The sequence below is a fragment of the Promicromonospora iranensis genome (assembly GCF_028994775.1).
In the GTDB taxonomy this organism is placed as follows: domain Bacteria; phylum Actinomycetota; class Actinomycetes; order Actinomycetales; family Cellulomonadaceae; genus Promicromonospora; species Promicromonospora iranensis_A.
The window spans coordinates 140,281-166,748 of record NZ_JAJQMN010000007.1 but is presented as its reverse complement, the minus strand read 5'-3'; the positions used below and the strand labels follow the sequence as shown (position 1 = coordinate 166,748).

At 72.1% G+C, this 26,468-nt stretch carries 24 protein-coding genes and 1 pseudogene; 5 read left to right on the top strand and 20 right to left on the bottom strand.

What is annotated here, in order from left to right; all coding sequences use genetic code 11:
- Window positions 1-50: 50 nt before the first annotated feature.
- The 12 genes and pseudogenes from LUU90_RS14830 to LUU90_RS14775 all read right to left on the bottom strand — a co-directional run bounded on the left by LUU90_RS14830 (window position 51) and on the right by LUU90_RS14775 (window position 12,469).
- Window positions 51-1,652, bottom strand: coding sequence for an AMP-binding protein (locus LUU90_RS14830; RefSeq protein WP_275004211.1), 1,602 nt, complete (start codon window positions 1,650-1,652; stop codon window positions 51-53).
- Complete coding sequence (locus tag LUU90_RS14825) at window positions 1,649-2,938, bottom strand: acyl-CoA dehydrogenase family protein (protein ID WP_275004210.1); 1,290 nt, start codon at window positions 2,936-2,938, stop codon at window positions 1,649-1,651. The genes LUU90_RS14830 and LUU90_RS14825 overlap by 4 nt, the downstream gene beginning before the upstream one ends.
- Window positions 2,938-4,113, bottom strand: a complete 1,176-nt coding sequence (locus LUU90_RS14820; protein ID WP_275004209.1) for a phosphotransferase family protein — start codon at window positions 4,111-4,113, stop codon at window positions 2,938-2,940. The genes LUU90_RS14825 and LUU90_RS14820 overlap by 1 nt, the downstream gene beginning before the upstream one ends.
- A 37-nt stretch (window positions 4,114-4,150) precedes the next feature.
- Window positions 4,151-5,413: an ABC transporter substrate-binding protein gene (locus LUU90_RS14815; protein ID WP_275004204.1), complete on the bottom strand. Its 1,263-nt coding sequence runs from the start codon at window positions 5,411-5,413 to the stop codon at window positions 4,151-4,153.
- Between the two features lie 5 nt (window positions 5,414-5,418).
- Complete coding sequence (locus LUU90_RS14810; protein ID WP_275004203.1) at window positions 5,419-6,537, bottom strand: branched-chain amino acid ABC transporter permease; 1,119 nt, start codon at window positions 6,535-6,537, stop codon at window positions 5,419-5,421.
- Entirely contained in the window at window positions 6,534-7,412 is an 879-nt protein-coding gene (locus tag LUU90_RS14805; protein ID WP_275004202.1) for a branched-chain amino acid ABC transporter permease, read from the bottom strand. The genes LUU90_RS14810 and LUU90_RS14805 overlap by 4 nt, the downstream gene beginning before the upstream one ends.
- A 271-nt stretch (window positions 7,413-7,683) precedes the next feature.
- Window positions 7,684-8,190: pseudogene (locus LUU90_RS14800) on the bottom strand (ABC transporter ATP-binding protein); the annotation flags it as partial.
- Complete coding sequence (locus LUU90_RS14795) at window positions 8,187-8,984, bottom strand: ABC transporter ATP-binding protein (protein WP_275004199.1); 798 nt, start codon at window positions 8,982-8,984, stop codon at window positions 8,187-8,189. The gene LUU90_RS14795 and the pseudogene LUU90_RS14800, both read right to left, overlap by 4 nt.
- 188 nt (window positions 8,985-9,172) lie before the next feature.
- A complete protein-coding gene (locus LUU90_RS14790; RefSeq protein ID WP_275004198.1) occupies window positions 9,173-9,934 on the bottom strand; it encodes an SDR family NAD(P)-dependent oxidoreductase in 762 nt (253 codons plus the stop codon).
- Window positions 9,931-10,950 carry an NADPH:quinone oxidoreductase family protein gene (locus LUU90_RS14785; protein WP_275004197.1) on the bottom strand — a complete coding sequence of 340 codons (1,020 nt, stop codon included), beginning with the start codon at window positions 10,948-10,950 and terminating at the stop codon, window positions 9,931-9,933. The genes LUU90_RS14790 and LUU90_RS14785 overlap by 4 nt, the downstream gene beginning before the upstream one ends.
- A gap of 44 nt (window positions 10,951-10,994) precedes the next feature.
- Window positions 10,995-11,588 (bottom strand): TetR/AcrR family transcriptional regulator, encoded by a 594-nt coding sequence (locus tag LUU90_RS14780; protein ID WP_275004196.1) that lies wholly within the window; start codon window positions 11,586-11,588, stop codon window positions 10,995-10,997.
- Window positions 11,589-11,629: 41 nt separating this feature from the next.
- Entirely contained in the window at window positions 11,630-12,469 is an 840-nt protein-coding gene (locus LUU90_RS14775) for an SDR family oxidoreductase (protein WP_275004195.1), read from the bottom strand.
- Window positions 12,470-12,619: 150 nt separating this feature from the next.
- On the opposite strand from LUU90_RS14775, the gene LUU90_RS14770 reads away from it, so the two are divergent.
- Window positions 12,620-13,243, top strand: a complete 624-nt coding sequence (locus LUU90_RS14770) for a QsdR family transcriptional regulator (protein WP_275004194.1) — start codon at window positions 12,620-12,622, stop codon at window positions 13,241-13,243.
- Between the two features lie 364 nt (window positions 13,244-13,607).
- On the opposite strand, the gene LUU90_RS14765 is transcribed toward LUU90_RS14770, so the two are convergent.
- Window positions 13,608-14,384: a GNAT family N-acetyltransferase gene (locus LUU90_RS14765; protein WP_275004193.1), complete on the bottom strand. Its 777-nt coding sequence runs from the start codon at window positions 14,382-14,384 to the stop codon at window positions 13,608-13,610.
- Between the two features lie 113 nt (window positions 14,385-14,497).
- On the opposite strand from LUU90_RS14765, the gene LUU90_RS14760 reads away from it, so the two are divergent.
- Entirely contained in the window at window positions 14,498-15,034 is a 537-nt protein-coding gene (locus tag LUU90_RS14760) for a YbhB/YbcL family Raf kinase inhibitor-like protein (protein ID WP_275004192.1), read from the top strand.
- Window positions 15,031-15,609: a YbaK/EbsC family protein gene (locus tag LUU90_RS14755; protein ID WP_275004191.1), complete on the top strand. Its 579-nt coding sequence runs from the start codon at window positions 15,031-15,033 to the stop codon at window positions 15,607-15,609. Before LUU90_RS14760 ends, LUU90_RS14755 begins: the two co-directional genes overlap by 4 nt.
- Window positions 15,610-15,642: 33 nt before the next feature.
- Here the strand turns inward: LUU90_RS14755 and LUU90_RS14750 are convergent, their stop codons facing one another.
- The 5 genes from LUU90_RS14750 to LUU90_RS14730 form a co-directional block, all read right to left on the bottom strand.
- Window positions 15,643-16,182 (bottom strand): SRPBCC family protein, encoded by a 540-nt coding sequence (locus LUU90_RS14750; RefSeq protein ID WP_275004452.1) that lies wholly within the window; start codon window positions 16,180-16,182, stop codon window positions 15,643-15,645.
- 2 nt (window positions 16,183-16,184) lie between these two features.
- Entirely contained in the window at window positions 16,185-16,529 is a 345-nt protein-coding gene (locus tag LUU90_RS14745; protein WP_275004190.1) for an ArsR/SmtB family transcription factor, read from the bottom strand.
- Between the two features lie 116 nt (window positions 16,530-16,645).
- Window positions 16,646-18,097, bottom strand: a complete 1,452-nt coding sequence (locus LUU90_RS14740) for an extracellular solute-binding protein (protein ID WP_275004189.1) — start codon at window positions 18,095-18,097, stop codon at window positions 16,646-16,648.
- An 85-nt stretch (window positions 18,098-18,182) separates the two neighbouring features.
- Window positions 18,183-20,177 carry a vWA domain-containing protein gene (locus tag LUU90_RS14735; RefSeq protein ID WP_275004188.1) on the bottom strand — a complete coding sequence of 665 codons (1,995 nt, stop codon included), beginning with the start codon at window positions 20,175-20,177 and terminating at the stop codon, window positions 18,183-18,185.
- A 151-nt stretch (window positions 20,178-20,328) separates the two neighbouring features.
- Window positions 20,329-21,306: a siderophore-interacting protein gene (locus LUU90_RS14730; protein ID WP_275004187.1), complete on the bottom strand. Its 978-nt coding sequence runs from the start codon at window positions 21,304-21,306 to the stop codon at window positions 20,329-20,331.
- A gap of 306 nt (window positions 21,307-21,612) precedes the next feature.
- On the opposite strand from LUU90_RS14730, the gene LUU90_RS14725 reads away from it, so the two are divergent.
- Complete coding sequence (locus LUU90_RS14725; RefSeq protein WP_275004186.1) at window positions 21,613-22,434, top strand: MHYT domain-containing protein; 822 nt, start codon at window positions 21,613-21,615, stop codon at window positions 22,432-22,434.
- 124 nt (window positions 22,435-22,558) lie between these two features.
- On the opposite strand, the gene LUU90_RS14720 is transcribed toward LUU90_RS14725, so the two are convergent.
- A complete protein-coding gene (locus LUU90_RS14720) occupies window positions 22,559-24,100 on the bottom strand; it encodes an alpha/beta hydrolase (RefSeq protein WP_275004185.1) in 1,542 nt (513 codons plus the stop codon).
- A gap of 199 nt (window positions 24,101-24,299) precedes the next feature.
- Window positions 24,300-25,280 carry a CPBP family intramembrane glutamic endopeptidase gene (locus tag LUU90_RS14715; RefSeq protein WP_275004184.1) on the bottom strand — a complete coding sequence of 327 codons (981 nt, stop codon included), beginning with the start codon at window positions 25,278-25,280 and terminating at the stop codon, window positions 24,300-24,302.
- A gap of 59 nt (window positions 25,281-25,339) precedes the next feature.
- Here LUU90_RS14715 and LUU90_RS14710 point away from each other — a divergent pair, with 59 nt between their 5' ends.
- A complete protein-coding gene (locus LUU90_RS14710) occupies window positions 25,340-25,705 on the top strand; it encodes a helix-turn-helix domain-containing protein (RefSeq protein WP_275004183.1) in 366 nt (121 codons plus the stop codon).
- The last annotated feature ends 763 nt before the right edge of the window (window positions 25,706-26,468 follow it).

Genomic DNA, 26,468 nt, shown 5'->3' with positions numbered 1-26,468 from the left:
CGCACATCTTCGGGCCCAATCACTGGGCTGCCGCGGGCCGGTGCATCCCGCTATACCGGCGACGTCGAGTGGCGGGCCGTCAGCTCGCGCTTGAGCACCTTTCCGCTCGGACCGAGCGGCAGGTCCGCCGACACGTGCACCACGCGGGGGTACTTGTAGGCCGCCACGTGCTCCTTCATGTAGGCGACCACAGCGTCCGGGTCGATCTCGACCCCGTAGGACGGTACGACGGCGGCGTGCACCTCCTGCCCGCGCTTCTCGTCGGGCACCCCGAACACCGCTGCCATCACGACGCCGGGGTACCGGGCCAGCACCGCCTCGACCTCCGTGGGATACACGTTGTAGCCGTTGCGGATGATCATGTCCTTCTTGCGGTCCACGATCGTGACGATGCCGTCCGCGTCCACGGTCCCGAGGTCGCCGGTGCGGAACCAGCCGTCCACGACGGCGGCCGCCGAGGCGTCCGGCCGGCCCAGGTACCCCTTCATCAGGTTGTGCCCGCGCACGACGATCTCGCCGAGCCCGCTCGACAGCAGCTCCACCCGGTCCTCGATCTCGGCGATGGCCACCGCGACGTCGACGCCCCACATGGAGCGGCCGACGGTCCCGGGCCGGATGGGCTCGGACGTCACGTTGAACGTGCACGACGGCGAGGTCTCGGTCAGGCCGTACCCCTCGTGCACCTGCGCGCCGTACGCCTCCTCGAACGCCTCGAGCAGGGCGACCGGCAGGGCCGCCCCGCCGGACACCGCGTACCGCAGCGGTGGGCGGGCGGACGAGCGCCGAGCGGCCTCGACCATCCCGGCGAAGTTGGTCGGCACCGCCGTGAACACCGTGGCGCCGTGGGCCACCAGGAGCTCGAGGGCCTCGTCGGGGTCGAACTTGGGCAGCAGGATGATGGACGCGCCACGGCGGAAGGCGATGTTCAGCACCGCCATCTGGCCGAACGAGTGGAAGAACGGCAGGCCGCCGTAGACCACGTCGTCGGGCCGCAGGTCGAACGAGTCGATCAGGGAGCAGTGCACCTGCTCGACCATCGCCAGGTGGGACCCCACCGCGCCCTTCGGGGTGCCGGTGGTGCCGCTCGTGTACAGGATCGTGGCGGCGGCCAGCGGGCTGACGCCCGCCTGCCGCTCGATCGGCGTCGCGCCGGCCGCCTCGTCCTCCAGCCGCGCGATGTCCGTCCCCTGCGTGGCCATCTGGCGCGCGACGGCGTCGGGCACCAGCACCGTGACCATCGGCACGCCCGCCTTGGCGGCCGCGGGCGCGGCCTCCGCCAGCATCGGCGCGGCGACCACCACGAGGTCGGCCCCGGCATCCTGCAGGACGAACTCGATCTCGTCGCTGCGGAACAGCAGGTGCACGGGGATCACGACGGCGCCCAGCGCGAGCGTCGCGTAGTAGACGCGCGCGAAGTCGGGCACGTTCGGCACGATCATCGCCACGCGCGAGCCGGGCCCGATCCCGCGGGCCGCGAGCGCCCCCGCGTAGGCGCGGGTCTGGTCCCAGAGGTCGCCGTAGGTGGTGCTCTGCCCCATGAACCAGAGGGCGGTGCGCTCGGGGAACCGGCGGGCGGTCTCGGCGAGGATGCTCGCGATCGAGAGGGTGCCGTAACCGGGCCCGTCGACGGCCGGGTCGGGCGTGTGGGTCATGTCGGGTCTCCTTCCAGAGGGGTGGATGGTGCGGGACGCGCGGGGCCGGGCCGGTCCAGGAACGGTGTGCGGCGACGGAGCTCGGCCCGGCCGAGGGAGGCCAGGTGCACCTCGTCGGGGCCGTCGGCGAGGCGCAGGGTGCGGACGCCCGCGAACAGCTCGGCCAGGGGATGGTCGCCGGACACCCCGGCGGCGCCGAAGACCTGGACGGCACGGTCCAGGATCTGCCCGACGGCGCGGGGTACGGCGATCTTGATGGCCTGGATCTCGGTCATGGCGGCCTTGTTGCCCACGGTGTCCATGAGCCAGGCGGTCTTGAGCACGAGCAGGCGCAGGGACTCGATCTCGATGCGCGCGGTGGCGAGCCACTCGCGGACAACACCCTGGTCGGCGAGGGGGCCGCCGAACGCGACGCGCTCGGCGGCACGTTCGCGCACGAGGTCCATGGCGCGCTCCGCCGTGCCGAGCGCGCGCATGCAGTGGTGGATGCGGCCGGGTCCGAGGCGGGCCTGCGCCATGGCGAAACCCTCGCCCTCGCCGCCGAGCAAGTTGGCGGCCGGGACGCGGACGTCGTCGAAGACGATCTCGGCGTGCCCGCCGTGGTCCCGGTCGTCGTAGCCGAAGACGCTCAGACCGCGCACGACGGTGACGCCGGGGGTGTCGCGGGGTACCAGCACCATGGACTGCTGCCGGTGCCGGGGCGCCTCGGGGTCGGTCTTGCCCATGACGATCAGCAGGCCGCAGTCGGGGTTCATCGCCCCGGTGGCGAACCACTTGCGGCCGCTGATCACGTACTCGTCGCCGTCGCGCACCAGCCGGGTGGCGATGTTCGTGGCGTCCGACGACGCGACGGCGGGCTCGGTCATGCAGAACGCCGATCGCTGCGCGCCGTCCAGCAGCGGGTCGAGCCAGCGTTCCCGCTGCTCGGGGGTGGCGAAGTGCGCGAGCAGCTCCATGTTGCCGGTGTCGGGGGCGGCGCAGTTCATGGCGACGGGCGCGAGCTTGGGGCTGTATCCGGTGAGCTCGGCGACGGGGGCGTACTGCAGGTTGGTCAGGCCGCCGCCGCGCGCGCCGACCGGCGCGCCGGGCGGCAGGAACAGGTTCCACAGGCCACGCTCGCGTGCCGTGGCCTGCAGGTGGCGGACCACGGGCCGGAAGGACCAGACGCCGGGGGTGGCGGCGAGCTGCTCGGCGAGCACCGGCTCGGCGGGCAGCACCTCGCTCTGCACGAAGTCCCGGACCTGGTCGGTGATCTGCCGTGTGGTCGCGTCGGGTGCGAAGTCCATCAGGCTCCTCCTGCTGTGTCTGGTCCGGATGCTGCCCCTGGGCGGGATTGGGATGCTGTCTCTGGTCGGGATGCTGTCCCTGGTCCGGACGGCGAGCCGGCGAACCCGGCCAGCCCCTCGGCGGCCAGCGGCTCCACGAGCGCGCCGATCGTGTCGAACCCGTCACCGACCGTCTGGCCGCCGGTGTACCGGTAGTGGATGCCCTCGAGGATGACCGCGAGCTTGTAGCAGGCGAACGCGCGGTACCAGGAGAGGTCGGGCACGGCGATCCCGGCGCGGGCGGCGTAGGCGTCGACGACCTCGTCGAAGTCCGGGTAGCCGGCGCCGGGCACGATCGCGCCGGCGACGACGTCGACGCCCGCGTCGGTGGACAGGCCGCTGATGTGCCAGTACATGCCGAGCATGCCCAGGTCCACGAGCGGGTCGCCGAGCGTGGCCATCTCCCAGTCCAGCACCGCCGCGACGCGCGGGGCGTCGGGCGGGCCGGCCACCAGCACGTTGTCGAGCCGGTAGTCGCCGTGCACTATCCCCGTGCGGACGCCGTCGTCGGGCACCGCGGCCTCCAGCCGCTCCTGGAGCGAGTCCAGGACCGGCTGGGGCCGCGACCGGGAGGCGTCGTACTGGCGCCGCCAGGTCTTGACCTGGCGGGCCAGGTACCCGGCGGGGCGGCCGAAGTCGGCGAGCCCCACCGTCGAGGGGTCGGTGGTGTGGAGGTCAGCGAGGACCTCGGCCAGCTCGATGCCGAGCCGGCCCAGCCCGTCGCGGGTCCAGGCCGCGTTGTGCTCGGGGCGGGCCAGGATCCGGCCCGCCACGTGCTCCATGACGAAGAACACGGTGCCCGTCACCTCGGCGGCGCTCGTGTCGTCCACCACCGCGACGGTGCGCGGCACCGGGATCGTCCCCGCCAGGGCGGTGATGACCCGGTGCTCGCGCCGCATGTCGTGCGCGCTGGACAGCACGTGCCCCAGCGGCGGGCGCCGCACCACCAGCGGCCGGACGGCGCCGTCGACCCGGTAGGTGAGGTTGCTGCGCCCGCCGGTGATGAGGCTCGCCGTCAGGTCCGGGGCCGCGGACGGACCCGCGTCGGACCGGACGTGCCCGACCAGCTCCGGATGCTCCCGGGCCAGCCACCTGGCCAGGCCCGCGACCTCCAGGCCGGGCAGTTCGTGCGTCATGGTTCCCCCTTCGTGCTGTGTTTCAGGTCGGGCCGGGTCACTCCGTGGCCGGGATGCCCTCGTTCTCGAGCGGAGCCTGCTCCGGCTCCACGGGGGCGGCGCCGCTCTCGGACACCTCGTAGGCGGTGTCCGTGAAGTCCTGCATGCCGTCGGCCACGACGGCGATCCGGACGGTGCGGTGGGCGAAGTGGTCGTCCGCGGAGAAGGTCAGCGGCGCGATGCCGTTGCCCACGAGCTCACCGGACTCCACCGCCGCCACGATCGACTCCCTCGTCGGGTTCTCGCCCGCCGCGGCCAGCGCCTCGGCGAACTGGTAACCCACACTCATGCCGTACGTGGTGTTGCCCGTGTAGGGCGCGCCGTCGTTGTACTCCTCGTTGATCTCCGAGAAGAGCTCGTACCACTCGGACGACGGGCTGTTGGGCAGGTAGTTCACCGAGACCAGGCCCTCCAGGGCCGGCGTGCCCTCCTCGCCGAGGTACTCGACGAGCGTCGGGTAGTCCGCGCCCGACGACGAGACGTGCCACTTCGGGAACCACTCCATCTGCGCGGCGGTGCCCACGGCCAGCGCCGTGAAGCCGTTGATGGTGCCGAGCACGTTGTGCGTGCAGCCGGCCTCCTTCATGGCGCCCAGCTGCGCGGTGACGTCCTGGTCCGCGGTGGAGTAGGTCTGGTTGGTCGCGACCTCACCGTCACCCACCACCAGCTCGACACCCTGCAGGATGCCCTCGCCGAAGTCGTCGTCCTGACCCAGCACGCAGACGACGGCGTCCGGGTCGGTGTCCACCGCGTGCTGCGCCAGGGCCGCACCCTCGGTCACGTAGTCGGCGTTGAAGCCGAACGTGTTCGGGTACTTGTCCGGCTGGTTCCACGTCAGGGAGCCGGAGGCGACGAACAGGTCGGGCACACCGTTCTGGTCCAGGTAGTCGAGCACGCTGGAGTGCGTGGGTGTGCCCAGGCCGTTGACGATCGCGAAGACCTCCTCCTCCTGGACCAGCTCACGGACCACCGTCTGGGTGTTGGCCGGGTTGTAGCCGTCGTCCTTGACGACGTACTCGATCTGGCGGCCGTGGATGCCGCCGTTCGCGTTGACGTGCTCGAAGTAGGCGGCGGTCGCCGCCGAGATCGACGCGAAGCCGGCCGCGGCCGGGCCGGTGAGCGGCTGGTGGGTGCCGATGACCACCTTGTCGTCGGTGACGCCCGGCACCTCGGCGGCCGCCGGGGTGGAGCAGGCCGACAGCGCCGTGGCGGCAGCCAGGCCGAGGACGGCCACCGTGCTCATGGATCGTGTGGTGCGCATTCCGATCACCTCTCTGTGTTCTGGAAAAGCTTCGTGTTCCGGAAGAACTTCGTGGTCTGCAAAAGCCGGGAGAGCCCGCCCGGCCAGAGGATCGTGACGACGATGACGACCACGCCGAACAGGACGATCTCGAGGTTTCCCTGCAGGCGGTGGCTGAGATCGGCGGGCAGCCCCGCGGTGGCCTGGTCGACCACCCAGGGCAGCACCGTCACGAGCACCGCGCCGATGGCGGCGCCGCCGAGCGAGCCGAGCCCGCCCACCACCGCCGCCACGACGAGCAGTAGCGAGAACCCGAGGCCGTACGCCCCGGGGCTGACCTGCTGCGTGACGATCGCGAGCACGACGCCGCCCAGGCCCGCGGCGAGCGAGCTGATCACGAACGCCCCGGTCTTGACCCGGCCGGGGTCGACGCCGGCGAGCCGGGACGCCGTCTCGTCGTCGTGCACCGCGCGCATGCGCAGGCCCGCACGCCCCGAACGCAGGGCGACCAGGGGCGTCACCGCGCACGCGGTCACCAGGATCGCGAGCCACGCGTGCCACTGCTCCACCGCGATGAGGGCGGACAGGGCGTCGGGCACGGGGACGAACGGGGCGCTGACGCCCTGCGCCCCCGACAGCGCGGGGATGGTGCTGGCCACCGACGGCAGCGCGATCACCAGGGCGAGCGTCAGGCCCGCCAGGTACGGACCACGCAGCCTGGCCGCCGCGAGCCCGAGGAGCAGGCCGAGCACCCCCGCCGTGACCAGCGCCCCGGCCACCCCGGCGAGCAGGGGCAGCAGCCAGCCGACGACGCCGTCGGCCACCTCTCCGTCGGCGCCCGCCAGCGTGCCGGCCACCCAGGTGGCGGTCAGGGCGTACCCGTACCCGCCGGCGGCCATCAGCACCGCGTGCCCGAGGGAGAGCTGCCCGGTGAGGCCCACCAGCAGGGTGAGGCCGGCGACGGCGGCGAACACCCCGGCAGAGGTCGCGAGCTGGTAGTTGCGGTAGGGGTCGAGCAGGAAGGTGGCGCCCAGGGCCAGCACCGTGAGCAGGCCGGCTCGCAGCAGCAGCTTCGTCCCTCGGGTCTTCGGACCGGTCCTCAGGTCACGGGTCCTCAGGCGGGTCTTCAGGTCATGGGCGCTCATGCGGTCCGCGCCTCCCTCGCCGCGAAGAGCCCGTGCGGTCGCACGAGCAGCACGACCGTGAGCAGGGCGAGCACCGCCAGCGGCGCCGTGGCGGCTGACGCGTACCCCGTCACGAGGCTCGCGAGCACGCCCACCACCAGGCCGGCGACCAGCGCCCCGACCGGCGAGTCGAGCCCGCCGATGACGGCGGCGGCGAAGGCGTTGACGAACAGCACGTCGGCGGCGTGCGGGTCCAGGCCGAGGCCCGTGGGGACCAGCAGCAGGGCCGCGAGCGCCGCCGTGGCGATGGAGAGCATCCAGCCGAGGGTGACCATGCGGGGCACGCGGACGCCCAGCAGCCGGGAGGTCTCGGGGGCGAAGGCGGCGGCGCGCAGCTGGAGGCCGATGGTGGTGCGGTTGAACAGGATCGCGAGAGCGCCCATGACGACGGCGGCCACGACCAGCACGAACAGGTCGTACGGGCTGAGCACGCCCACACCGGCGATCTCGAAGGGTCGCTGCGAGAAGGGTGCGTGCACGGGCCGGTGGTCGGGTCCGAAGGCGATGGCGAGCCCGGCCTGGAGCACCATGACCAGGCCGATGGCCACGATGATCCCGGGCAGCGGGTTGTCCTGGGGCACCAGGCGCAGGAGCCACCGTTCGACGACGGCGCCCAGCAGCGCGCCGACCACCAGCGCGGATGCCAGCCCGAACCAGTACGAGCCGCTGGCGGCGGTGACCGCGAACGCGACGTACACGGGCACGATCGCCATGGCGGCCTGGGCGAAGTTCACCGCCCGCGCGGCCCGGTAGACGATCACGAGCGACAGGGCGAAGAGCGCCAGCACGGCGCCGCGCGCCAGCCCGGTCGACAGGAGGAACACGAGTCTTTCCATGGCGGGACCTATCTCAGAAGCCATCTCGGAAGCCATCTCGGAAGCCATCTCAGAAGCCCAGGTAGGCATGACGGAGGGCGGGGTCGGCGGCCAGCTCGGCGGCCGGGCGGTCGGCGACGACCTCCCCGAGGGACAGGACGACGCCGCGGTCGGCGACCGACAGCGCGCCGGTGACGTTCTGCTCGGCCAGGAGCACGGTGAGGCCGGTGGCCGCCGCCTGGTCGCGCAGCACGCCGAGCAGCTGGGCGACCACGAGGGGCGCGAGCCCGAGGGAGGGCTCGTCGAGCAGGAGCACGTCGGGCTCGCCGACCAGGGCGCGGGCCAGCGCGAGCATCTGCCGCTCGCCGCCGGACAGGGTGTGGCCGGCGGCGTCGCGGCGCCTGGCCAGCGGTTCGAACAGCTCGTACATCTGCCCGACGGCGGCCTCGCGCGCCGGCCCCTTGTTCTTCCGCCCCTTCTTCCAGAGGGCGCCGAGCCGGAGGTTCTCCGCGACGGTCAGCTCGACCACGACGCTGCGACCCTCCGGCACCAGGCCCAGGCCGCGCCGCACCCGGTCCTCGGTGCTCAGGTCCGTCAGGTCGGCGCCGTCGAGCAGCACGCGCCCGTCGCGGGCGGGCACCAGGCCCATCAGGGAGCGCAGCAGGGTCGTCTTGCCCGCGCCGTTGGCCCCGAGCAGGGCGACGACGGCGCCGTCGGGCACCTCGAGCTCCAGGCCGTCCAGGACGGGGGCGCCGTCGCCGTAGCCGACGGTGAGCTTCTCGATCGTCAGGGTGCTCACGAGCGCTCCTCCCGTCCGAGCGCCCCGCCGGCCGAGACCGGCACCCCCAGGTACGCCTCCTCGACGGCCGGGTCCCGGCGGACCTCGTCGGGCGTCCCGCACGCGATGACGTGCCCGAAGTCGAGCACCACCACGCGGTCGGCCACGTCCATCACGAAGTCGACGTGGTGCTCCACGAGCAGCACGGCGCACCCGCCGTCGGACACCGTGCGCACGGTCTGTGCGAGCTGGTCGATATCGGTGGCCCCGAGCCCGCCCGCCGGCTCGTCCAGCAGCAGGAGCCGCGGCCGGGTGACCAGGGCGCGGGCCAGCGCCACACGCTTGCGCTCGGGGTAGGGCAGCGTCCCGGCGGGGACGGCAGCCAGGGCGCTCAGGCCGAGGGCGCCGAGCACCTCCTGGGCGGTGTCCACGCTCGTGCTCGTGCTCGCGCCGACGCTGGTGAGCGGCACCAGCACGTTCTCCAGCACGGTCAGGTGCTCGAACAGCCCCAGACCCTGCAGGGTCCGGGACACCCCGGCCCCCAGCAGCCCCGTGGTCGACGACGGCGCGGGCACGCCACCCACCCGGACCTCGCCCCGCCGGGTGCGGACCAGGCCGCACACGGCGTTGAAGACGGTGGTCTTGCCGGCGCCGTTGGGGCCGATGAGCGCGACGATCTCGCCGTCGGCCACGGTGAAGGACACGTCGTCCAGGGCGGTGAGGCCGCCGAACGTCACGGTCAGCCCCGACACCTCCAGCCGGGGCGGGCTGTCTGCTGTGTTGCTGGACGCTGTCTCGCTGGTCGTCGTTGTCATCGGCACCTCTTCGTGTCGGACGGTTGCGGCACTGCAACGTGCCAGAACTCTATCTGAAAAACCGACCGGCCGGTATGTTCCTTGCCCGGGGCACCGGCCTGCTGATCCACCCGCCTCCTTACCCGCCTACCCGCCGCCTGCCCGCCACCGCTTGCCCGCCCCACTACCTGCCCACTGTGTCCCGCCGGTCAGCCGCGGTGCGGGATCCCGCTCGTCATGCCGCCGTCCACCACGATCTCCTGACCGGAGATCCACGCCGACGCCTCGCTCGCGAGGAACAGGATCGTCCCGGCGAGATCGGCGGGTACGCCGGGCCGGCCGAGCGGGATCACCAGCGCGTCGGGGTCGATCTTCACGCTCATCTCGGTGAGGACCAGGCCGGGGTGCACCGAGTTCACCCGGATCCCGTCCTTGCCCAGCTCGACCGCGAGCGACTTGGTCAGGCCACGCACCGCGAACTTGGAGGCGGTGTACCCGTGCAGGCTCCAGCTGCCCCGTAGGCCCTCGACCGAGGAGATGTTGATGATCGAGCCGCGTCCGGCGGCCTTCATCGTGGGCACCACCGCCCGGCAGCCCAGGAACACGCCGGTCGCGTTGACCGCCATCACCGCGTTCCACTTGGCGAGCGTGAAGTGCTCGATCGGGGCCGCGTTCGCGATGCCCGCGTTGTTGACCAGGACGTCCACGCGGCCCAGCTCGTCGACCACCTGGCCGACCACGCGGTCCCACGCCTCCTCGTCGGTCACGTCCAGGTGCACGAACCGGGCCCGCTCCCCCAGCGCGTCGGCCAGCGCCTGACCCTCCGCGTCCAGGACGTCGGTGATCACCACGCTCGCCCCGGCGTCGTGCAGGATGCGCACGTATGCCTCGCCGATACCGCGGGCGGCACCCGTCACCAGTGCCACCTGCCCGGTCAGGTCGTGCATCGCGGTGACGCTCGGCCCGGTCATGCCGCCACCTCCTCGGCCACCGCGTCGTCGGCCACCTTGACCACGAGCCGGCCCGTCGTCGCGCCGCCGGCCAGCCGCGCCACCGCGGCGGGCGCCTGGTCGAACCCGACCACGTCGCTCAGCACCGGGCGCACCGCGCCGGACGCGGCCAGCTTGTCCAGCTCGGCGTGGGCGGCGTCCACGAGGTCGGGCCGCCGCTTCTGGTACAGCGCCCAGTGCAGGCCGAGCACGCCGTAGTTCTTCACGAGCGCCAGGTCGGCCCGCACCTTCGGCATCTGCCCGCTCGCGAACCCGACCACCACGATCCGGCCCTCGAACGCGATGCACCGGGTCGAACGCTCGAACGAGTCGCCGCCCACCGGATCGAACACCACGTCGACGCCGGGCTTGCGCAGCTCGGCGACCCAGTCGTCGTCGCGCAGGAACACCTGGTCGGCACCCGCGGCGCGGGCTGCCTCCACCTTCGCCTCGCTGCCCACCACCCCGACCACCCGGGCTCCCGCAGCCCGGCCGAGCTGGCACGCGGCGGTACCCACGCCGCCCGCAGCGGCATGCACCAGCAGCGTCTGGCCGGCCCGCAGCCCGCCCCGCTGGTGCAGCCCGAACCATGCGGTCTGATACGCGATGGTCAGGGCAGCGGCCTGTGCGTCGTCCAGGGAGGACGGCGCCGGGTGCACCGCCTCGACCGGCACCGTCGCGTACTGCGCCAGCACCCCGATCTTCGAGCCGACGACGCGGTCGCCGACCCGCACCCGCTCGCCCTCGGTCACGCCGTCGCCCAGCGCGACGACGTCGCCGCACAGCTCGATACCCGGCACGAAGGGCAGCTCGGGCCGCTCCTGGTACTCACCGCGGGCCAGCAGGACGTCGGGGAAGTTCACCGCCACCGCCCGCACCCGCAGCAGCACCTCGCCCGGACCCGGCTCGGGCACCGGAACGTCGTGCAGCTCCATCACCTGCTCGGGCTCCCCGTGGGAGACCACCCGCCACGCCTTCATCGCCGTGGGTACGCTCACGTGTCGTTCCTCTCTGAGTTCTGTGCCGGTGCTCATGTCACTGCTCATGTCGTCGCCCGGATGCCGCGCAGGAACAGCTCGGTGATCTGTTCCGCCACCTGGCCCGCTGTCGCGGGCCCGGTGGGCGAGTACCACTGGGACAGGTAGTGCACGTCGGAGAAGAAGTGCGCGATGAGCATCGCCGTGGGCACGTCGTCGCGGAACAGGCCCTCCTGGATGCCCCGCCGGAGCAGCGCCTCGAACTCCTCGTGGTACTCGCGCCGACGCCGCTTGACCTCCTTCTGGCGCTCGGGCGTGAGCATGTGCTGGCTGCGCGTGAACACCGTGCCCTCGGGCAGGAACTCGATCGACGTCGAGATCACGTCCTCGCAGACCGCGCGCAGCACCTCCTCGACACCGTCGCCCCGCTCGGCACCCGCGGCGACGATCTCTTCGAGGCGCGCCTTCTGCAGGGACAGCAGCCGGTCGTAGATCGCGAACAGCAGGTCGTCCTTGGAGGCGAAGTAGTGGTACATCGCCCCCTTGGTGACGCCGGCGGCAGCGACGATCTCCTGGACGCTCGTGGTCGCGTACCCCTGCGTGGAGAAGAGGTCGAGAGCGGCTCGCAGGACCTGGTCCTGGACGTTCGTGGTGCGCATGGGCACATCCTTCACCGTCGCCACCGCATTCACCGGACGGCTCACCACGCGGCACGCACGCTGGCGCCGCCGTCGACCAGCAGCGTCTGGCCGGTCACCCAGGCGGCGTCGTCGGACAGGAGGAACGCGGCGGGGCCGGCGACGTCGTCCGGGACCCCGAGCCGGCGCAGCGGGTAGGCGGCGGACGCCTCCTCCTCGCGACCCTCGTAGAGGGCACGCGCCAGCCGCGTCCTGATCACCGCGGGCGCGAGCGCGTTGACGCGGATGGCCGGGGCGAGCTCGTCGGCGAGCTGGACGGTCAGGTTGATCAGGGCCGCCTTGGAGACGCCGTAGAAGGCGATGTTCGGGCCGGCCGCCGTCCCCGCGATCGACGCCATGTTCACGATCGAGCGCAGCGGCACGCCGGTCGCGGTCGCAGCGCTGTCTGCGGACGCCGCCCCTGCGGCCGCAGCGACCGCCTCCCGGGTCCACTCCAGTGCCGCGATCACGTTCACCTCGAGGATCTTGCGGGCCACGCCGGCCTCCAGCTGCGCGAGCGGCCCGTAGGCGGGATTGATCCCGGCGTTGTTCACGAGGTGGTCCAGGCGCCCGAAGCGGTCGATCGTCTGCGCGATGGCGTCCGCGCGGTGCCCGGCGTCGTCCGCCTTGCCCGCGATGCCCAGGGCACGGTCCGGGCCGAGCTCGGCGACCGCCTCCTTCAGGGTGTCGGCGGAGCGCCCGGTGACCACCACCCGGCCACCCTCCGCCACGATGCGGTGGGCGATGGCGAGGCCTATCCCCCGGCTCGCACCCGTGATCAGCGCGACCCTGCCCTCGAACCTGCGCTCGAACCTGCGCCCGGGCCCGTTCTCGGCCTCACCGGCGACGACGTTGTCAGCCACGCATACCTCCGTACCGTCTGGTCGGTTTGTGTGGAGCACCGTAGCACGTCGCCTTTCCGCGGGATAGAGTGCGCATCTTCCGCGGATGTCCCGTATGCATCATTTCGCATATTGTTGCACCGGAGCCCCGGTCGCGGTTGGATAGCCGCCATGACAACGACGTCGATCGCGACCGTCGGACTGGAAGCCGCGCCGAGCCGCCTCTCCGCTCGACTGGCCACCCGCCCCGAGGCACAGCGCGTGCTGGACCTCGCCCGCGACACCTTCATCGAGGGCTACCGCATCGACATGGGCCCGCTGGCCGCGCAGCTCGGTGTGGACCGTACGTCGGTGTTCCGCTGGGTCGGCAACCGGGACGCGCTGCTCAGCGAGGTGCTGTGGTCGCTCGCCGTGCCGACGCTCGTGCAGGCCGAGCGCGCGAACGAGCACCTGACCGGCGCCGAACGGCTGGCGGGGCTGCTGACCACCTTCGCGCACGACCTCATCGTCGCCGACTACTTCCGCGCGTTCCTGCGCAGGGAGCCGGCCCGCTCCCTGCGGCTGCTCACGACCGCGGACAGTCCCATCCAGCAACGGTTCGTCGCCACCGTCGAGTGGCTCGTGGTGCGCGACCTGGGCGAGAAGCCGTTCGGCGGCACCATCACCCCCGAGGAGCTCGCCTACCTGCTGGTCCGGGTGTCCGAGTCGCTCACGTACGCGGACCTCATCACGGGCGACGAGCCGAGCCCGGAGCGTGCCCGGACGGCGTTCCGCCACCTGCTGCGGGTGGACTGACCGGCCCCGAACGGCTGTGAGGGTCGCGGCCCGGTGAGATCGGTCCGTTGCACCGAGCTGCTCGTCGAGATCGGTCCCCTGCACCGGGCCGCTCGTCGAGATCGGTCCCCTGCACCGGGCCGCTCGTCGAGATCGGTCCGTTGCTCTGAGATCGGTCGGTTGATTGACCGATCTCAGAGCAACGGACCGAAGTCAGTGAGTTCGGTCAATTGCTCGGCCGGACCTACCGGCCGGCGCCGTCAGCCGTCGAGGAACTCCGTCAGCGCAGTGGAACTGCCGGTTCGCCCGGCTCGTCGACCTTGCGGCGGCGAGTCCGCCAGCGACCTGCCGGCGGCCAGGGACCACTTCCCGGCGTGTGGCGTCGTCACTCGCCCGCCAGACGCTTCACGTAGCGGCGCACCGGAACCGGAACCGGGCCCGCTGTGGTCTCCGCCTGGTAGTCGAGCGGTCCGGCGTCCGACCAGCCCTGGCGTTCGTAGAACCGTCGCGCCCGCCCGTTGCCTGCCACGACGGCGAGCCAGGCCTCTGCGTGCCCCGCCGCGGCGACCCGGTCCTCGCCGTCGGACAGGAGGTACGCGGCGAGGCCGGAGCCGCGGTGTGTCGCCGAGACGAACACCTGCTCGACCTCGTCGTCGTGGACGGTGACGAAGCCGACGACACCGCCGTCGGCCGGTCCTCCGTCCGCAGGCTGCGCGTCGGCCACGGCCACCGTCGTGCTCGGCACCCGGCTCGCCGCCCGCGGCCCGAACGACTCGCGCGTGCGGACCGCTTCGAGCGTCGGCGGCACGAGGCCGTGGTGCCCGTCGCCCCAGGCGGCGTGCCAGACGTCGGCGATGCCGGGAGCGTCGTCCGGCCCCGCCTGCCGGAGCTCGACGTGCCGCACGCGCAGCGGCGCGACCAGGAAGCGGTCCTCGTCCTCCAGCACGACCGGCTCGGTACGCCAGCCCGGACCGGCGAATCCGACGAGCGCCGCGGTGTCCCGCCAGCGGCTCACGTAGGTCAGGGTGTCCGGTCCGACGACGATCTCGTCGCCGAGGAAACCGTCGAACGTCGCGAACACCGTGCTGCCGGCCTCGACGAAGCCGCGGAACTCGTCGAGCATGCCCGGCCGCACCAGCGCGGCGGAGGACCTGATGATCATGCGCCGATCATGCTGCACCGATCCGGGCCGGGGCCAGCACCACCGGCTCGGCCAGGTCGGGGTCAGGACCGCAGTCGCTGGCACCCGGACCGGCGATTCGGCAGAGTGGGGTCATGGACTTCACTCGCCCCTACCCGCCGGACCCCTACACGCTGCTGCCCGCTCCCGCGTCCTTCTCGCTGACGAGCAGCAACCTGACCGACGGCGAGCGCATGCCGGACGCGCACGCCGCGCACGACCAGAACATCTCCCCCGCGCTGGAGTGGAGCGGCTTCCCCGAGGGCACCAAGTCGTTCGTCGTGACCTGCTACGACCCCGACGCGCCGACGCCGATGGGCTACCACCACTGGACCGTCGTGGACATCCCGGCCGACGTGACGTCACTCGACACGGGCGCCGGCACTCCTGACGGCTCGGGCCTGCCCGCCGGGGCGTTCCACACGTACAGCGACGGTCACACCCCGGGCTTCGAGGGCGCCGGCCCGCCGCCCGGCGACCACCCGCACCGGTACATCTTCGCCGTGCACGCTCTCGACGTGGAGCCGGGCGAGCTGGGGCTGGGCCCGGACAACACCAACGCGCAGGTGGCGTTCAACGTGTACTTCCACCTGCTGGGGCGCGCCACGCTGACGGCGACATACAGCCGATGAGCGAGAACGCCACCCTGCCCACGCTGGGCGACCTCGCCTGGGCACCGGCGCTCGAGCACCCGGAGCTCCTCGCGGAGCCGGTGCTCGCGGCCCTGACCACCTGGGCCGACGCCGACCCGCGGGTCGCGAGCCAGGTCGCCGTCACGGAGATCGATCCCGAGCACGCCGAGACGGCCACGCTCAACGAGCTGCACGGCCTGCCCCCGGAGGCGTCGGCCAACTGCGTGCTCGTGGCCGGCAAGCGGGGCGAGGACGAGCGCGTCGCGGCGTGCGTCGTGCCGGCCAGCACGTTCGCCGACGTCAACAAGCGGGTACGCAAGCTGCTCGACGTGCGCAAGGCCTCGTTCCTGCCGATGGACCGCGCCGTGGCCGAGTCGAGCATGGAGTACGGCGGCATCACGCCCGTCGGCCTCCCCGAGGGGTACCGCGTGCTCGTCGACTCCCGGTTCGCCGAGGCGGGCACGACGGCGCTCATGGGCTCCGGCATCCGCAGGTCCAAGCTCCTCATGCCGGGGCCGCTGCTGTGCTCGATGCCGGGCGTCGAGGTGATCGAGGACCTCGGCGTGGAGCGCTGACAGCACCGTCCCGCGCCGGGCTCGCCGAGCGGCCTACGGGGCGGTCGACGCGAGCGCCGGCGCCAGGCGGCCGATCGTGTCGCTCCAGCCCGCGCGGATGCCGAGGTCGAACCACTTCGCCACGTCGGCGTCGGGCACCGTGTCGGCGAAGCCGAAGCTCGTGGTCATGACCGTGCCGTCCGCGCCGTCGGCCAGCTCGATCGTGACCACGGGCACGTCGTCGACCCGCGACGGGTCGAGCTCGGGCCAGCCACCGGCGGCACCCCACGCGAACACGAGGCGCTCGTTCGGCACGATCTCCTGGTAGATGCCGCCGGTGAAGTAGTCCTCGCCGTCGGGCTGGTACAGGTGCACACGCCATGCGCCGCCGACCCGCAGGTCGACGCTCGGCTCGAAGTCGACGCCCGGCTCGACACCGGCGAACCAGCGCAGCCTCTCGGGCTCCGTCCATGCCGCCCAGACGGCGTCGCGCGACGCGGGCAGGACGCGGGTCATCGTGAACCCGCGGGACTGGGCGGGCTGGCCGGCGAACTGGCTGGTGGACTGGCCTCCGGACTGGTTGGTGGCTTCCATGGTCACGCTTCCTCCGTGTGCTCCGCGCGGCGCTCGGCCAGCTGCGCTGCCAGCCGGTCGTACCGCTCCTCGAAGAACGCCCGGTATCCCTTCACCCACTCGTCGACCTCGCGCAAGGGCGCCGCGTCGAGCCGGCACGGGCGCCACTGCGCGTCCCGCCCCTTGTTCACGAGCCCGGCCCGCTCCAGCACCTTCAGGTGCCGCGACACGGCGGGCAGGCTCATCGCGAACGGCTCGGCGAGCTGCGTCACCGTCGCCTCCCCCTGCCGCAGCCGTGCCAGCAGGGCTCGCCGCGTGGGGTCGGCGAGCGCCGCGAAGGTGGCGCTGAGCGTGTCGACGTCGGACAAGGTGTTGAGCCTTCCGGTTATTTGTGCATCCTGTTAATTGCCCAGTGTGTTAAGTGCAGCATCGGCGCGGACGCTCGTCAAGACCTGGTTCCCGCGCGTCAGGTCAGCGCACCAGATCAGCCCGACCCGACCTTGCCGTCCATCGCGGCCTCCATACGCTCGGCGAACCGCGCGCCGTCGAACGGCACCTCGCCACCTGCGGCCGAGCCCGCCGGCGACAGAGCCGCCCGGACGTGCCGGCGGAACTCCTCGCTGAGCTCCACGTAGTGCTGCAGACGAGGGCGGGGCGACGCACCGTCCATCGCCAGCCGCAACGCGTCGTTGGCCTTGCGCTCCGGGTCGTTGGTGCCTTCGGCCCCCTTCCCCGTCGCGTAGTCCACGAGTGAGGCGGAGAGCCCGTCCGTCGCCGGCTCCAGCGCCCAGGGCGCCTCGGGGTCGCGGTACGGCGCCTCGCGGCTCGCGGCGAACCCCCCGCGCTCGAAGATGAGCTGGTGGCTGCGCTCGTCGGTGAGGAACTCGACGAGGCGCCGCGCCGCCACCGGGTACCGGGAGGCCGCCGCCACGGCGAGGCTCTGCCCGCCGAGCACGCCTCCGCCCGGTACGGGCATGAACCCGACCCGGAACGGCGCGGCGTCACTCCCTCGCAGCAGGCGCAGCGCCCGCGGCCAGTGCCGCAGGAAGACGGCGCGTCCCGCGGCGAAGGCGGCCAGCGAGCCCTGCTCGTCGAACGCGAGCGACGCCGCGGTCCCGCTCGGCCCGTCCGCCGACGCACGCAGCCGCCGTGCCAGGCCGTCGACCGTGTCGCCGATCATGTCGACATCCTGGAAGACCGGTCGCCCTGTCGCGTCCACCGAGACGGCGCCCGTGCCCAGCAGGATCTCCCAGAGGTTGACCGTGAAGCCCTCGTAGTCGGCCAGCTGGAGAGCGATCGCCGTGTCGACCGGTGGTCGGCTCAGCCCTTCGGCGTCACCGCCGACCTCGGCGAAGACCTCGTGCGCGAACGTCTCCAGGCCGGCCCAGCCGTGGTGCAGGGGGATCGGGTCGGTCGCCGGTACCTCCTGCTCGTAGTACTCGGCGATCAGGTCGAGGTTGCAGTACAGCAGCCCGACGTCGGAGTTGAAGGGAAGCGCGTACGTACCGCCGTCCCAGGTGCCGGCCGCCCACGGCTCGCCGAGGAACCCGCCGCGCGTCGCGCCGTCGAGCTCCCGGAGGTAGCCGCTCTGCGCGAACTGCGGCACCCACGGGATGTCCAGGTTGTAGACGTCGTAGCGCGGCTCGCGGGCCTGCGCGGCCGACAGCATCGTGCTGTAGGCGAGGTCGGCGTTGCTCGACACCTCGACGATCTGCGCGGGGTGCCGCTCGTGCACCCGGTTCCAGAGCTCCACGAGCAGCCGGCGCTGCCCGCCGTCGGTCTGGTCGCGGCCGCTGAGGATGGTGAGGTGGTCGCCCTGGGAGAACGTCTCCAGGTCGGCGGCACCACCGAACAGCCGCTCGAGGCCCAGCGGGAGCCCCGCCCCGGCCAGGAGCCCGACCGCGCCGCCCACGATGAAACCCCTGCGGGTGATCACGCCGTGCGCCCCGTTGCCATGCCCGTTCCCATGCCCGTTCCCATGCCCGTTCCCATGCCCGTTGCCCGCCGCACCACCGGTCACGTCACCGACCTCCCAGCTGTCCGAACAGGCTGGCCAGCGTGTCCTCCAGCTCGCCGAACGAGGAGTCCCAGCACTCGCCGTCCCACTCCGCCGCGATCTGTCGCAGGTCGCTCACCTGGCACGACGCCTCCCCCACCGCCACGATGTAGACCCGCACGCCCGACGCCGCCTCCGTGCGGGCGGAGCGGATCAGGTCGGCCGCCGAGAGCTCCGCGCCCGCTCCCTCCCCCGGCAGGTTCTCCCCGTCGGTCAGGACGACCACCGCGGTGAGGTGCTTGCGGGACGCGCCGTCCGGGTCCCGCCGGACCAGCTCGGACGTCGTGGCGTCGATCGCGTCGTAGAGGGGCGTGCGGCCGTCGGGCCGCAGCTCCTCCCGCAGCAGCTCCGGCGCCTCGCGCTCGGCCACGTCGCTCGCGGTCATGCCGAGGATGGGCCGGGGGCTCGACCCGGCGTCCCCGGAGAAGGACCAGATCCCCACCTGGTCGGACCCGCTGAGGTGGCCGAGCGCGCCGAGCACGCCGCGTTCGGCGACGTGGATGCGCAGCCGGTCACCGTCCGCCGGGCGGCCCATGGACGCCGACGCGTCCACCAGGACCAGCACCCGGGCCGGGCGACGGGCCGCGCGGTACTGCTCCTCCGCCGACGTCACGCGCGTGTGCGCGACGACCCCCTTGCCGGGCTCGACCACCGGCGCGTCCTGCAGGCCGGGCAAGGGGCCGTCGTCGCCCGACGGCCGCTGTCCGCCCAGGCGTCGCACGCCCACGAGCCGGTCGAGCGCGACCTGCCCGTCGCTCGTCCCGAGCCACTCGACGAAGGCCGACGCCGCGTCGGCCCTGCGCCCGGACGGCTCCGCGTCGGACCAGGTCAGCCGCAGGGCCTGGTAGTCGAGGCCGACGGCGGAGTGGGGGTAGAACGGGACCAGGGCGGCGTCGCTGCCGCCGGCGGCCGAGGCCGGGCAGGCCGCGCCGCGGTCGACCATCGCACGTTCGCTGGTCAGGACCGCCACCGGGGGCGGTTCGACCCGGGACAGCTCGTCGAGCCGGCACAGCAGCGCACCGTCGGTCCCGAGCGGCAGGCCTGCCCGTTCGAGGGCGTGCCCCAGGTCGAGCTCCAGCGCTTCCCGCTCCCCGGTCTCGGTCTCGGCGTAGAGCCGTTCGGTGTGCAGCGCGGCGGCGAAGGACGCGTCCGGGCTGGCCCGGACGACGTCGAGCCCCGCCGCCTCCGCGGCCGCCATCAGCTTCTGGGCCGTGTCGCCCTCTTTCGTCGTCGCCCCCAAGGCCTCCGCGTACGGCTCCGGCACGGCGAGGACCAGCGGCGAGCCGGCCACGAGCGCCGGGCCGGAGACCGTGAAGCCGTTACCCGCCCCGCGCGGGGCCACGATGTCCGCCTGCGCCCGGGACTCCGCCAGCCACACGTCCGGCCGGGGACCGAGGTCCAGCGAGGCGGCACCGTCCTGGCCGGCCGCCGCTCCCCAGCCCGACTCGAACGCGGTGCGGAGCGCGGGCCAGCCCATGCCGAAGGTGGTCACGTGGTACCGGGGACAGGAGAACGGGGTGACCGAGTCCCGCTCGAAGGCGTCCGCCACCGCGGTGAAGCCGGCAGCGCCGTCCTCCGGGACCATGACCGCCACCTCCGTGGGGTCCTCGCAGGACCGGGCCGACTGCAACCCGAACGCCACACCTGTCGAGGCGACCAGCACGGCGACGGTGACCACGACGACGACGATCCGGTGTCCCCGTGCCCACTTCCACGCCGCCGCGAACCAGCGCGTGTACGTCGACACCCTGACGAGACCCGCCAGGCCGGCCAGGAAGAGGCCGATGGAGACGACCAGGAGCACGATCTGGGTGCTCCGGTCGACGACGCCCATCGCGGCAGTGCAGATCCCGGCCACCGTGCCGAACACCGCGAACACCGTCGTCCGGTGATCCCCCCACCACGGCCGGGAGCCCTCCCGGCGCTCGGTCTTCTGTGCAGGCTGCCTCGTCGCACCCATACGTCCTCCCGAACGTCAGGGTCCGATATTTACCACACTGACCTCGGCTCTTGGGGGCCAACGCGATATCGGGCACCTGCGCGCGGGAGGAAACGTATGAGGAGAGGCACGGGGGCGACGGAGGGAATGCGGGTATCGGTAGCCGCCGAGGTCAGTTCTCCGCGCGGCCCTTGCGCCAGTAGCCCATGAAGGCCACGGACTTGCGGTCCACCTGGCACTCGCTCACGAGGTATCGGCGCAGCGTCTTGATGACGCCCGCCTCGCCCGCGAGCCACGCGTACAGCACGGTGTCCTGCGCCAGGGGGCGGCCCGCCTCGTCGACCGGCACCTCCCAGAGGATCCCGGTGTCGATGTCGACGTCGTCCACCTCGCCCGACAGGTCCACGCCCGCAGCGGTCAGCGCGGGAGCCGTGTCCGACGACGGCCGCACACCCATGGCGAGCAGCCGGTCCGCGGCGTCCTGTACGGCGGGGATCAGCACATCGCCGTGCTCGCGCCCGTCGCGAGCCAGCCAGTGCACGCGCACGCCCTCAGGAGCGGCGAGCGTCCAGCCGTCCTCGGGGTGGGGCACCTCCAGGAAGACCTCGCCCACGGCATCGGCGGGCAGCGACTCGCAGATGGCGGCGATGGCGGGCACGGCGGTCTCGTCACCGGCCAGCAGCAGCGCGTGGCTGGACAACGGCGGAGCGAACTCGACGCCACCGTGGACGCCCTCGTACTCGGCGTTGGGGCCCATGATGACCAGCGGGTCGCCCGCGACCGCATTGAGCGCCCAGCGCGACGCCGGCCCGGTGTCGCCGTGCATGACGACGTCGACGTCGACCTCGCGCATGTCCTGGCGCACCGTGCGGACCGTGTAGGTGCGCATCGGGTTGCGCTGCTCGTCCGGGAGCGAGCGCCACGCGGCGTACCAGTCGGGGTCGTCGCGGCGCAGGCCGTCCCAGCCGCCACGGGCTGACGGGAGGAGCAGCTTGATGCGCTGGTCGCGGCCGTTGTCCGCGAACTTGTCCAGGTCCGGCCCGCGGAACGTGATGCGGACGAAGGAGGGGCAGAGGCGCGTCACGCGCGCTACCTCGACGTCGAACATTCGCGAGGGCTTGACTGCCAGCCCTTCGGTCTTGGTGGTCACGACGGTGAGCCTAACCTAACTTTGTGCGCCCTGTGCCACCCCTTCCATGCGTCGGACGTCACCTTGACGAGGTAGCCGAAGCCCTCTATCACGAAGAGGCAGCGGGCGGGAAACAGGACCTTGGGGTTCAGGAAAGATCACCCCAGCCATCGCGAAGTTAACCCTGTACAAAGAGTGCATCTCACCCCACTGACCTCTTTACTTGGTAGCGATCGGCCTGGGCAACGGTCTGGCCACCCCCGCCGTCGTCGCCCACCGTCCACGGCAGGCCGCACGCTTCCCTCGTACTCGCTGGAGAGCCTCACCATGATCGACCACTTCGCGCTGGGCTGGGTCACGCCCATCCTCTCGTTCCTGCTCTCGTGCGCCGGGTGCGCCGTCGGCCTGACCTGCACCGCGCGGGCGCGGGTCTCCCACGGCCTCGCGAGCACCGGCTGGCTCGCCCTCGGCGCCGTCTCGATCGGGGGCACCGGCATCTGGGTGATGCACTTCGTCGCCATGCTCGGGTTCCACATCCGGGGCACCGAGACCCGCTTCGACGTCCCCCTCACGATCGCCAGCGGCCTGCTCGCCATCGCGGTGGTGGGCCTCGGCCTGTTCATCATCCGCACAGCGGGCGTCGGGCCGTTCGCGCTCGTCGCCGGCGGCACCGTCACCGGCCTGGGTATCTCGGCGATGCACTACCTCGGTATGCGCGCGCTGCACGTGGGTGTCGAGGTCACCTACGACCTGCCCACCGTGGTCATGTCGGTGCTCATCGGTATCGTCGCCGCCACCGCGGGACTCTGGCTCTCGGCGAAGGTGCACAACTTCGTCGCCGGGACCGGCGCCACGCTCATCATGGGCATCGCCGTCTCCGGCATGCACTACACGGGCATGGCCGCCATGCGCGCCGAGGTCGTCACCGGCACCGTCATCGTCCCGGACGGCGGCGTGTCCGTCGCCGCGCTGCTCGGCCCGCTGATCATCGGCGTCACCATCAGCACGATCCTGCTGCTCCTCGTGGTCGGCCTGGCGCCGAGCGCCGCCGAGCTCGAGGCACAGGAGAAGTTCAGGGGCTGGCACGAGCGCCAGGAGGAGATCAAGCGCGAGGCCGCGGAGCCCCGCCGTCGGTCCCAGCTGCTCTGAACCCAGCTGCTCTGAACCCAGCTCAGGCGCGCGCCGCCCGGGCGCCGACCAAGGACGCCACTGCCACCACGGCGCTCGGACGGACGGTCCCGGCCCGTAGAGGTCGGGACCGTCCGGGACCGGATCAGGCGACGTCGGTGCAGATGACCTTCTTGTGCGGCAGCCGGCCGGTGGTCAGGAACCTCACCGTCGCCTCGTCCACGCACGCGGAGCCCTGGCCGTAGACGTAGTGCCCGCCGTTGTCCGCGCCGACGAACGCCGCTCGCCTGCCGAGGACCTCGTACAGCCCGAGGCCGTCCTCCCACGGAGTGGCGTTGTCCCTGCGGTTCTGCAGGATCAGCGTGTTGCGCGGTCCCTTGTCGGTCACGCGGACGGGTGCCTCGATCGGCTTCGGCCAGAACGCGCACGCCCAGATGTTGGCGGGCATCCCCGCGGTGAGCGGCCAGGCCGCGCGGTCCTCGGCGGTGCGGCGGGCGTACTCGCCGACGTCGGCCGGCCAGGATGCGTCACCACAGGTCAGTGCGAGGAACATGGTCGCCTGGTTGTCAGCGGGCACGCCCGGGGTCGGCGGCGGTGCCGTGAACACCTGCTGCAGCACCTGGCCGTCCGCCTCGGTGAGCGTGCCGTCGGCCAGCCCGGCGGCCGCCTTCCAGAACTGGGCGAGCACCGGGAGAGTCGCGTTGTCCAGCAGGAGGCTGTAGGTGACGGTGCGCAGCATCGAACCCGTCAGGGCCTGTGGGGTGCCGGGGACGGGCGCGGAAGTGCGGTCCAGGCGCTCGGCGAGTGCGAGGTAGGTCTGGGTCACCTCGTCGACGGTGCCGCCCAGACCGAGCGTGGCGTCCTGAGCCGCGGCGACCCGCGCCGCGTCGGGGAAGCGTTCCGACATGGCCTTGCCCCAGTTGTCCTTCGCGTCGGCCCAGACCTTCGTGGGATCGACGTTGCCCTCGAGGACCACCCGGTCGGCACGCTTCGGGAACAGTGACTCGTAGACGACGCCGAGGTACGTGCCGTAGGACTGGCCCCAGTAGGAGATCTTCTTCTCACCGAGCGCCGCGCGGATACGGTCCATGTCGCGGGCCGTGTTGGCGGTGGTGAAGTACCGGAGCTTCTCGCCGGCGTTCGTCGCACACAGCTCGGCGTCGGCGCGGGCGTGGTCGACGTTCGTGGTGATCGAACCGTCCGCGGCTGGGTACGGGAAGAGGCCGGCGAGAGACGGGTCGTCGAAGCCGCAGCTCTGCGGGGTGCTGTGCCCGACCCCACGGGGGTCGAAACCGATCAGGTCGTAGGCCGCGAGGACCGACGGCGGCAAGGTCAGCGCCACGGCACCCGGTGTGTCGAGGCCGGGCGACGCCGGGCCGCCCGGGTTCAGCAGCAGCACACCGCGGCGGTCGCGGGACTTCGCCGCCGGCAGCTTCGAGACGGCCACCTCGATCTTCTCCCCACCGGGGTTGCGGTAGTCGAGCGGAACCCGCACCGTTCCGCAGGTGAGCCGGGGGTCACGGCTCGGGGCACCCTCCGCCAGCGGCGGGCACTTTCCCCAGGTGATGCGCGGCGTGGCGGCCGCCTCGGCGACGACCAGTGGTGCGTCCGCAACCGCCGTGCCTACGCCCGGGGCCGTGCCACAGGCCGCCAGCGCGGCGACGGTGAGCGCCCCCGCGATCATCATCCTGGTAAGTCTCCGGCGGGTACCGGCTCCCGCTGACCGTCGCATCGTCTTCAACGTCGTGCCTTCCAGTTCGGCGTGCCACGACGCACTCACGCCGTTGCCAGAAACCTATGGAAGACCGCCGCGCGGCGGGTCCCCGCGGTGGGGACACTTCTCCGTAGTCCGCACGGGGGACAACCGCCTGCGGGGACCACGGACGTCACCAGATCATCAGGAGCACGGCAACGATCGTGAGGTCCGCGAGGACATGTGCCACCCACGGAAGCAGCAGCCCGTGCGAGACATGACGCAACGCACTCAGGACCAGCCCGTACCCTGCCGCGAGGAAGACCCCCCACCAGCCGCTCGGGAACCCGTACCAGTGGGACGCGCCGAACATCACGGCAGCGAGGACGACGGCGACCACGCCGCGCATGTCGCGACCGAACGCCCGCTGTGCGACCCCGTTGTACGCGCACTCCTCGGCAGCGGCATTGACGAACGAGAACGCGAGCGCCCCCAGCACGACGACGACGGGACCCTGGTCGGCGAGGAGCTGGCGGTACGAGTCATGCCCACTGCCGTCCTCGCCCACCGCCCAGGACCACACCACAAGAGCCAGCGCCGAGACCGGCACGATCGCGGCGGTCAACCACAGTCCCGACCTGTTCATCGTGCCCCGGCGGAACCAGTCGTCCACGAGTCCCAGTGCTCGTACCCGGCTCGCCAGCACGTACAGCCCGACGGCACCGACGAGCGGGATCGGCCACAGCGCCACCGAGGTCGCACCGGCCACCCCCACAGCCTCGAGCGCCACTCCGGCGCCCCGCAGCATCCATATCGCCGCCACGAGGCACACCGCGAGTGCGGCGCCGCTCGGAGCACCAGACGGCGGGCGACCACGCCGCCCGAAGAGCCCGGCACCCTGCACGACAACCAGAACGACAACCAGAACGACAGAGACTCCGGCGACGACCGGGCCGGCGACAGGATGCCCGCCGACCACAACTGCTGCGACCAGGCACCCCGCCGCCGCCAGCCCGGGCAGCCAGGCCCACTGCGCACGCGTCGACCGCAGTGCCGGACCGCTCTCGTTGCCCACGTGACCCACCTCCGGACGGCTCAGCTGTTGCCGGTCGGCACGCGCGTGGCCCAGGCGGCGACCGCCACGGCCGACGCGACGTTCAGGGAGTCGACTCACCGGGTCACGATATCGACCCCGGGCTGCACCGTTGTCGCCACCCAGGTCCTCTCGAAGGCATGGCCGCCGGCGATCACACCGAACGATCACTCTTCCTGGACCACGGCCGAGAAATCGCCGAACTGCGTCGCAGACTCCTCAGTCAGAGGATCAAGGCCGGTCTGCAAGCGGCGCGCGAACGTGGTGATGTTGGCGGCCGACCAACAGTGGTCAACGGCGACAGGCGCGCCGGAATCCTGTCGCTTCGCGAGCAGGGCGAGCCGATCCGCACCATCGCACGATCGATCGGCATCTCGGTAGGAACGGTGCACAATGTCCTCACTGGGAGGAGCTCGGACAGCAAGAGCCCTCTCTCGTCGATGACGAAGCTGGGCCTTGCACGGCCGGTCCCTCGAACGACCGAGATATTCGGATCCGGCCGCTGACGCCGCCGGCTCGACGAGATGACCATGGTGTCTGCGCTCTACGCTCTCGGGGACCAACGCCGCTGTCGTCCAGGATCTGATCGACGGCCGGTGGCAGGCCATGCGGGCCGCGCGTGCCATGCGGGCCGCGCGTGAGGACGGCGCCACCTGGGAGCAGATCTGCCGGGCCTGCGGATCACCAAGCGCTCAGGATTTCTACACGCGCGGGAAAGCTGACCGGGACGCGCCGCCTGCCGAGCCCGATCACGACTGACTGCCGACGAGCGCACAGCCGCGAAGCGGCCGCACGAGATCGAGGCAACCAACGACGGTGATCGGGCGAACTAGGGACTGGGCGCGGACTCTTCGCGGCGTGGTTCCTACCGGCCCGCGTCACTGGTTACCGGAGACATCACCGTGCAGCGGATACGTGTCACCGCCTACGAGTGGGACGACACCCGGAGCCCCTCTTATGTCCCTACTCTCCGGCTGCTCTCGTCGACGACAGGAGGCGCCGTTCGAGAGGTGCTCATCTGACAGCGCCTCGACACGACGACTCTCCATCAGGACCGACGTGGCCTCGACCACGCCCATGTGATCGCTGTCCGCGTCCTGGACTTCTCCCTTAAACGGCCGACCTCCAGATAGCGGCGCATTGTCCTGCCCGAGTTTGATCGGATGCTCCGGTTGAGAGTCTGGCCGAAGCTCGGCTTCTGGACGTACACGATCCGTACAAACAAACAATGCCCTCCGGTTCGCCGGAGGGCGTTGTCGTCAGTGATCG

Coding starts and splice junctions, on each gene's coding strand:
- LUU90_RS14795 (WP_275004199.1), bottom strand. CDS start 8,984: ATGACAACGACGACCAGCGAGACAGCGTCCAGCAACACAGCAGACAGC.
- LUU90_RS14760 (WP_275004192.1), top strand. CDS start 14,498: ATGGACTTCACTCGCCCCTACCCGCCGGACCCCTACACGCTGCTGCCC.
- LUU90_RS14725 (WP_275004186.1), top strand. CDS start 21,613: ATGATCGACCACTTCGCGCTGGGCTGGGTCACGCCCATCCTCTCGTTC.
- LUU90_RS14735 (WP_275004188.1), bottom strand. CDS start 20,177: ATGGGTGCGACGAGGCAGCCTGCACAGAAGACCGAGCGCCGGGAGGGC.
- LUU90_RS14790 (WP_275004198.1), bottom strand. CDS start 9,934: ATGACCGGGCCGAGCGTCACCGCGATGCACGACCTGACCGGGCAGGTG.
- LUU90_RS14720 (WP_275004185.1), bottom strand. CDS start 24,100: ATGATGATCGCGGGGGCGCTCACCGTCGCCGCGCTGGCGGCCTGTGGC.
- LUU90_RS14805 (WP_275004202.1), bottom strand. CDS start 7,412: ATGGAAAGACTCGTGTTCCTCCTGTCGACCGGGCTGGCGCGCGGCGCC.
- LUU90_RS14710 (WP_275004183.1), top strand. CDS start 25,340: ATGGCCGCCGGCGATCACACCGAACGATCACTCTTCCTGGACCACGGC.
- LUU90_RS14780 (WP_275004196.1), bottom strand. CDS start 11,588: ATGCGCACCACGAACGTCCAGGACCAGGTCCTGCGAGCCGCTCTCGAC.
- LUU90_RS14830 (WP_275004211.1), bottom strand. CDS start 1,652: ATGACCCACACGCCCGACCCGGCCGTCGACGGGCCCGGTTACGGCACC.
- LUU90_RS14755 (WP_275004191.1), top strand. CDS start 15,031: ATGAGCGAGAACGCCACCCTGCCCACGCTGGGCGACCTCGCCTGGGCA.
- LUU90_RS14820 (WP_275004209.1), bottom strand. CDS start 4,113: ATGACGCACGAACTGCCCGGCCTGGAGGTCGCGGGCCTGGCCAGGTGG.
- LUU90_RS14825 (WP_275004210.1), bottom strand. CDS start 2,938: ATGGACTTCGCACCCGACGCGACCACACGGCAGATCACCGACCAGGTC.
- LUU90_RS14750 (WP_275004452.1), bottom strand. CDS start 16,182: ATGGAAGCCACCAACCAGTCCGGAGGCCAGTCCACCAGCCAGTTCGCC.
- LUU90_RS14770 (WP_275004194.1), top strand. CDS start 12,620: ATGACAACGACGTCGATCGCGACCGTCGGACTGGAAGCCGCGCCGAGC.
- LUU90_RS14815 (WP_275004204.1), bottom strand. CDS start 5,413: ATGCGCACCACACGATCCATGAGCACGGTGGCCGTCCTCGGCCTGGCT.
- LUU90_RS14765 (WP_275004193.1), bottom strand. CDS start 14,384: ATGATCATCAGGTCCTCCGCCGCGCTGGTGCGGCCGGGCATGCTCGAC.
- LUU90_RS14810 (WP_275004203.1), bottom strand. CDS start 6,537: ATGAGCGCCCATGACCTGAAGACCCGCCTGAGGACCCGTGACCTGAGG.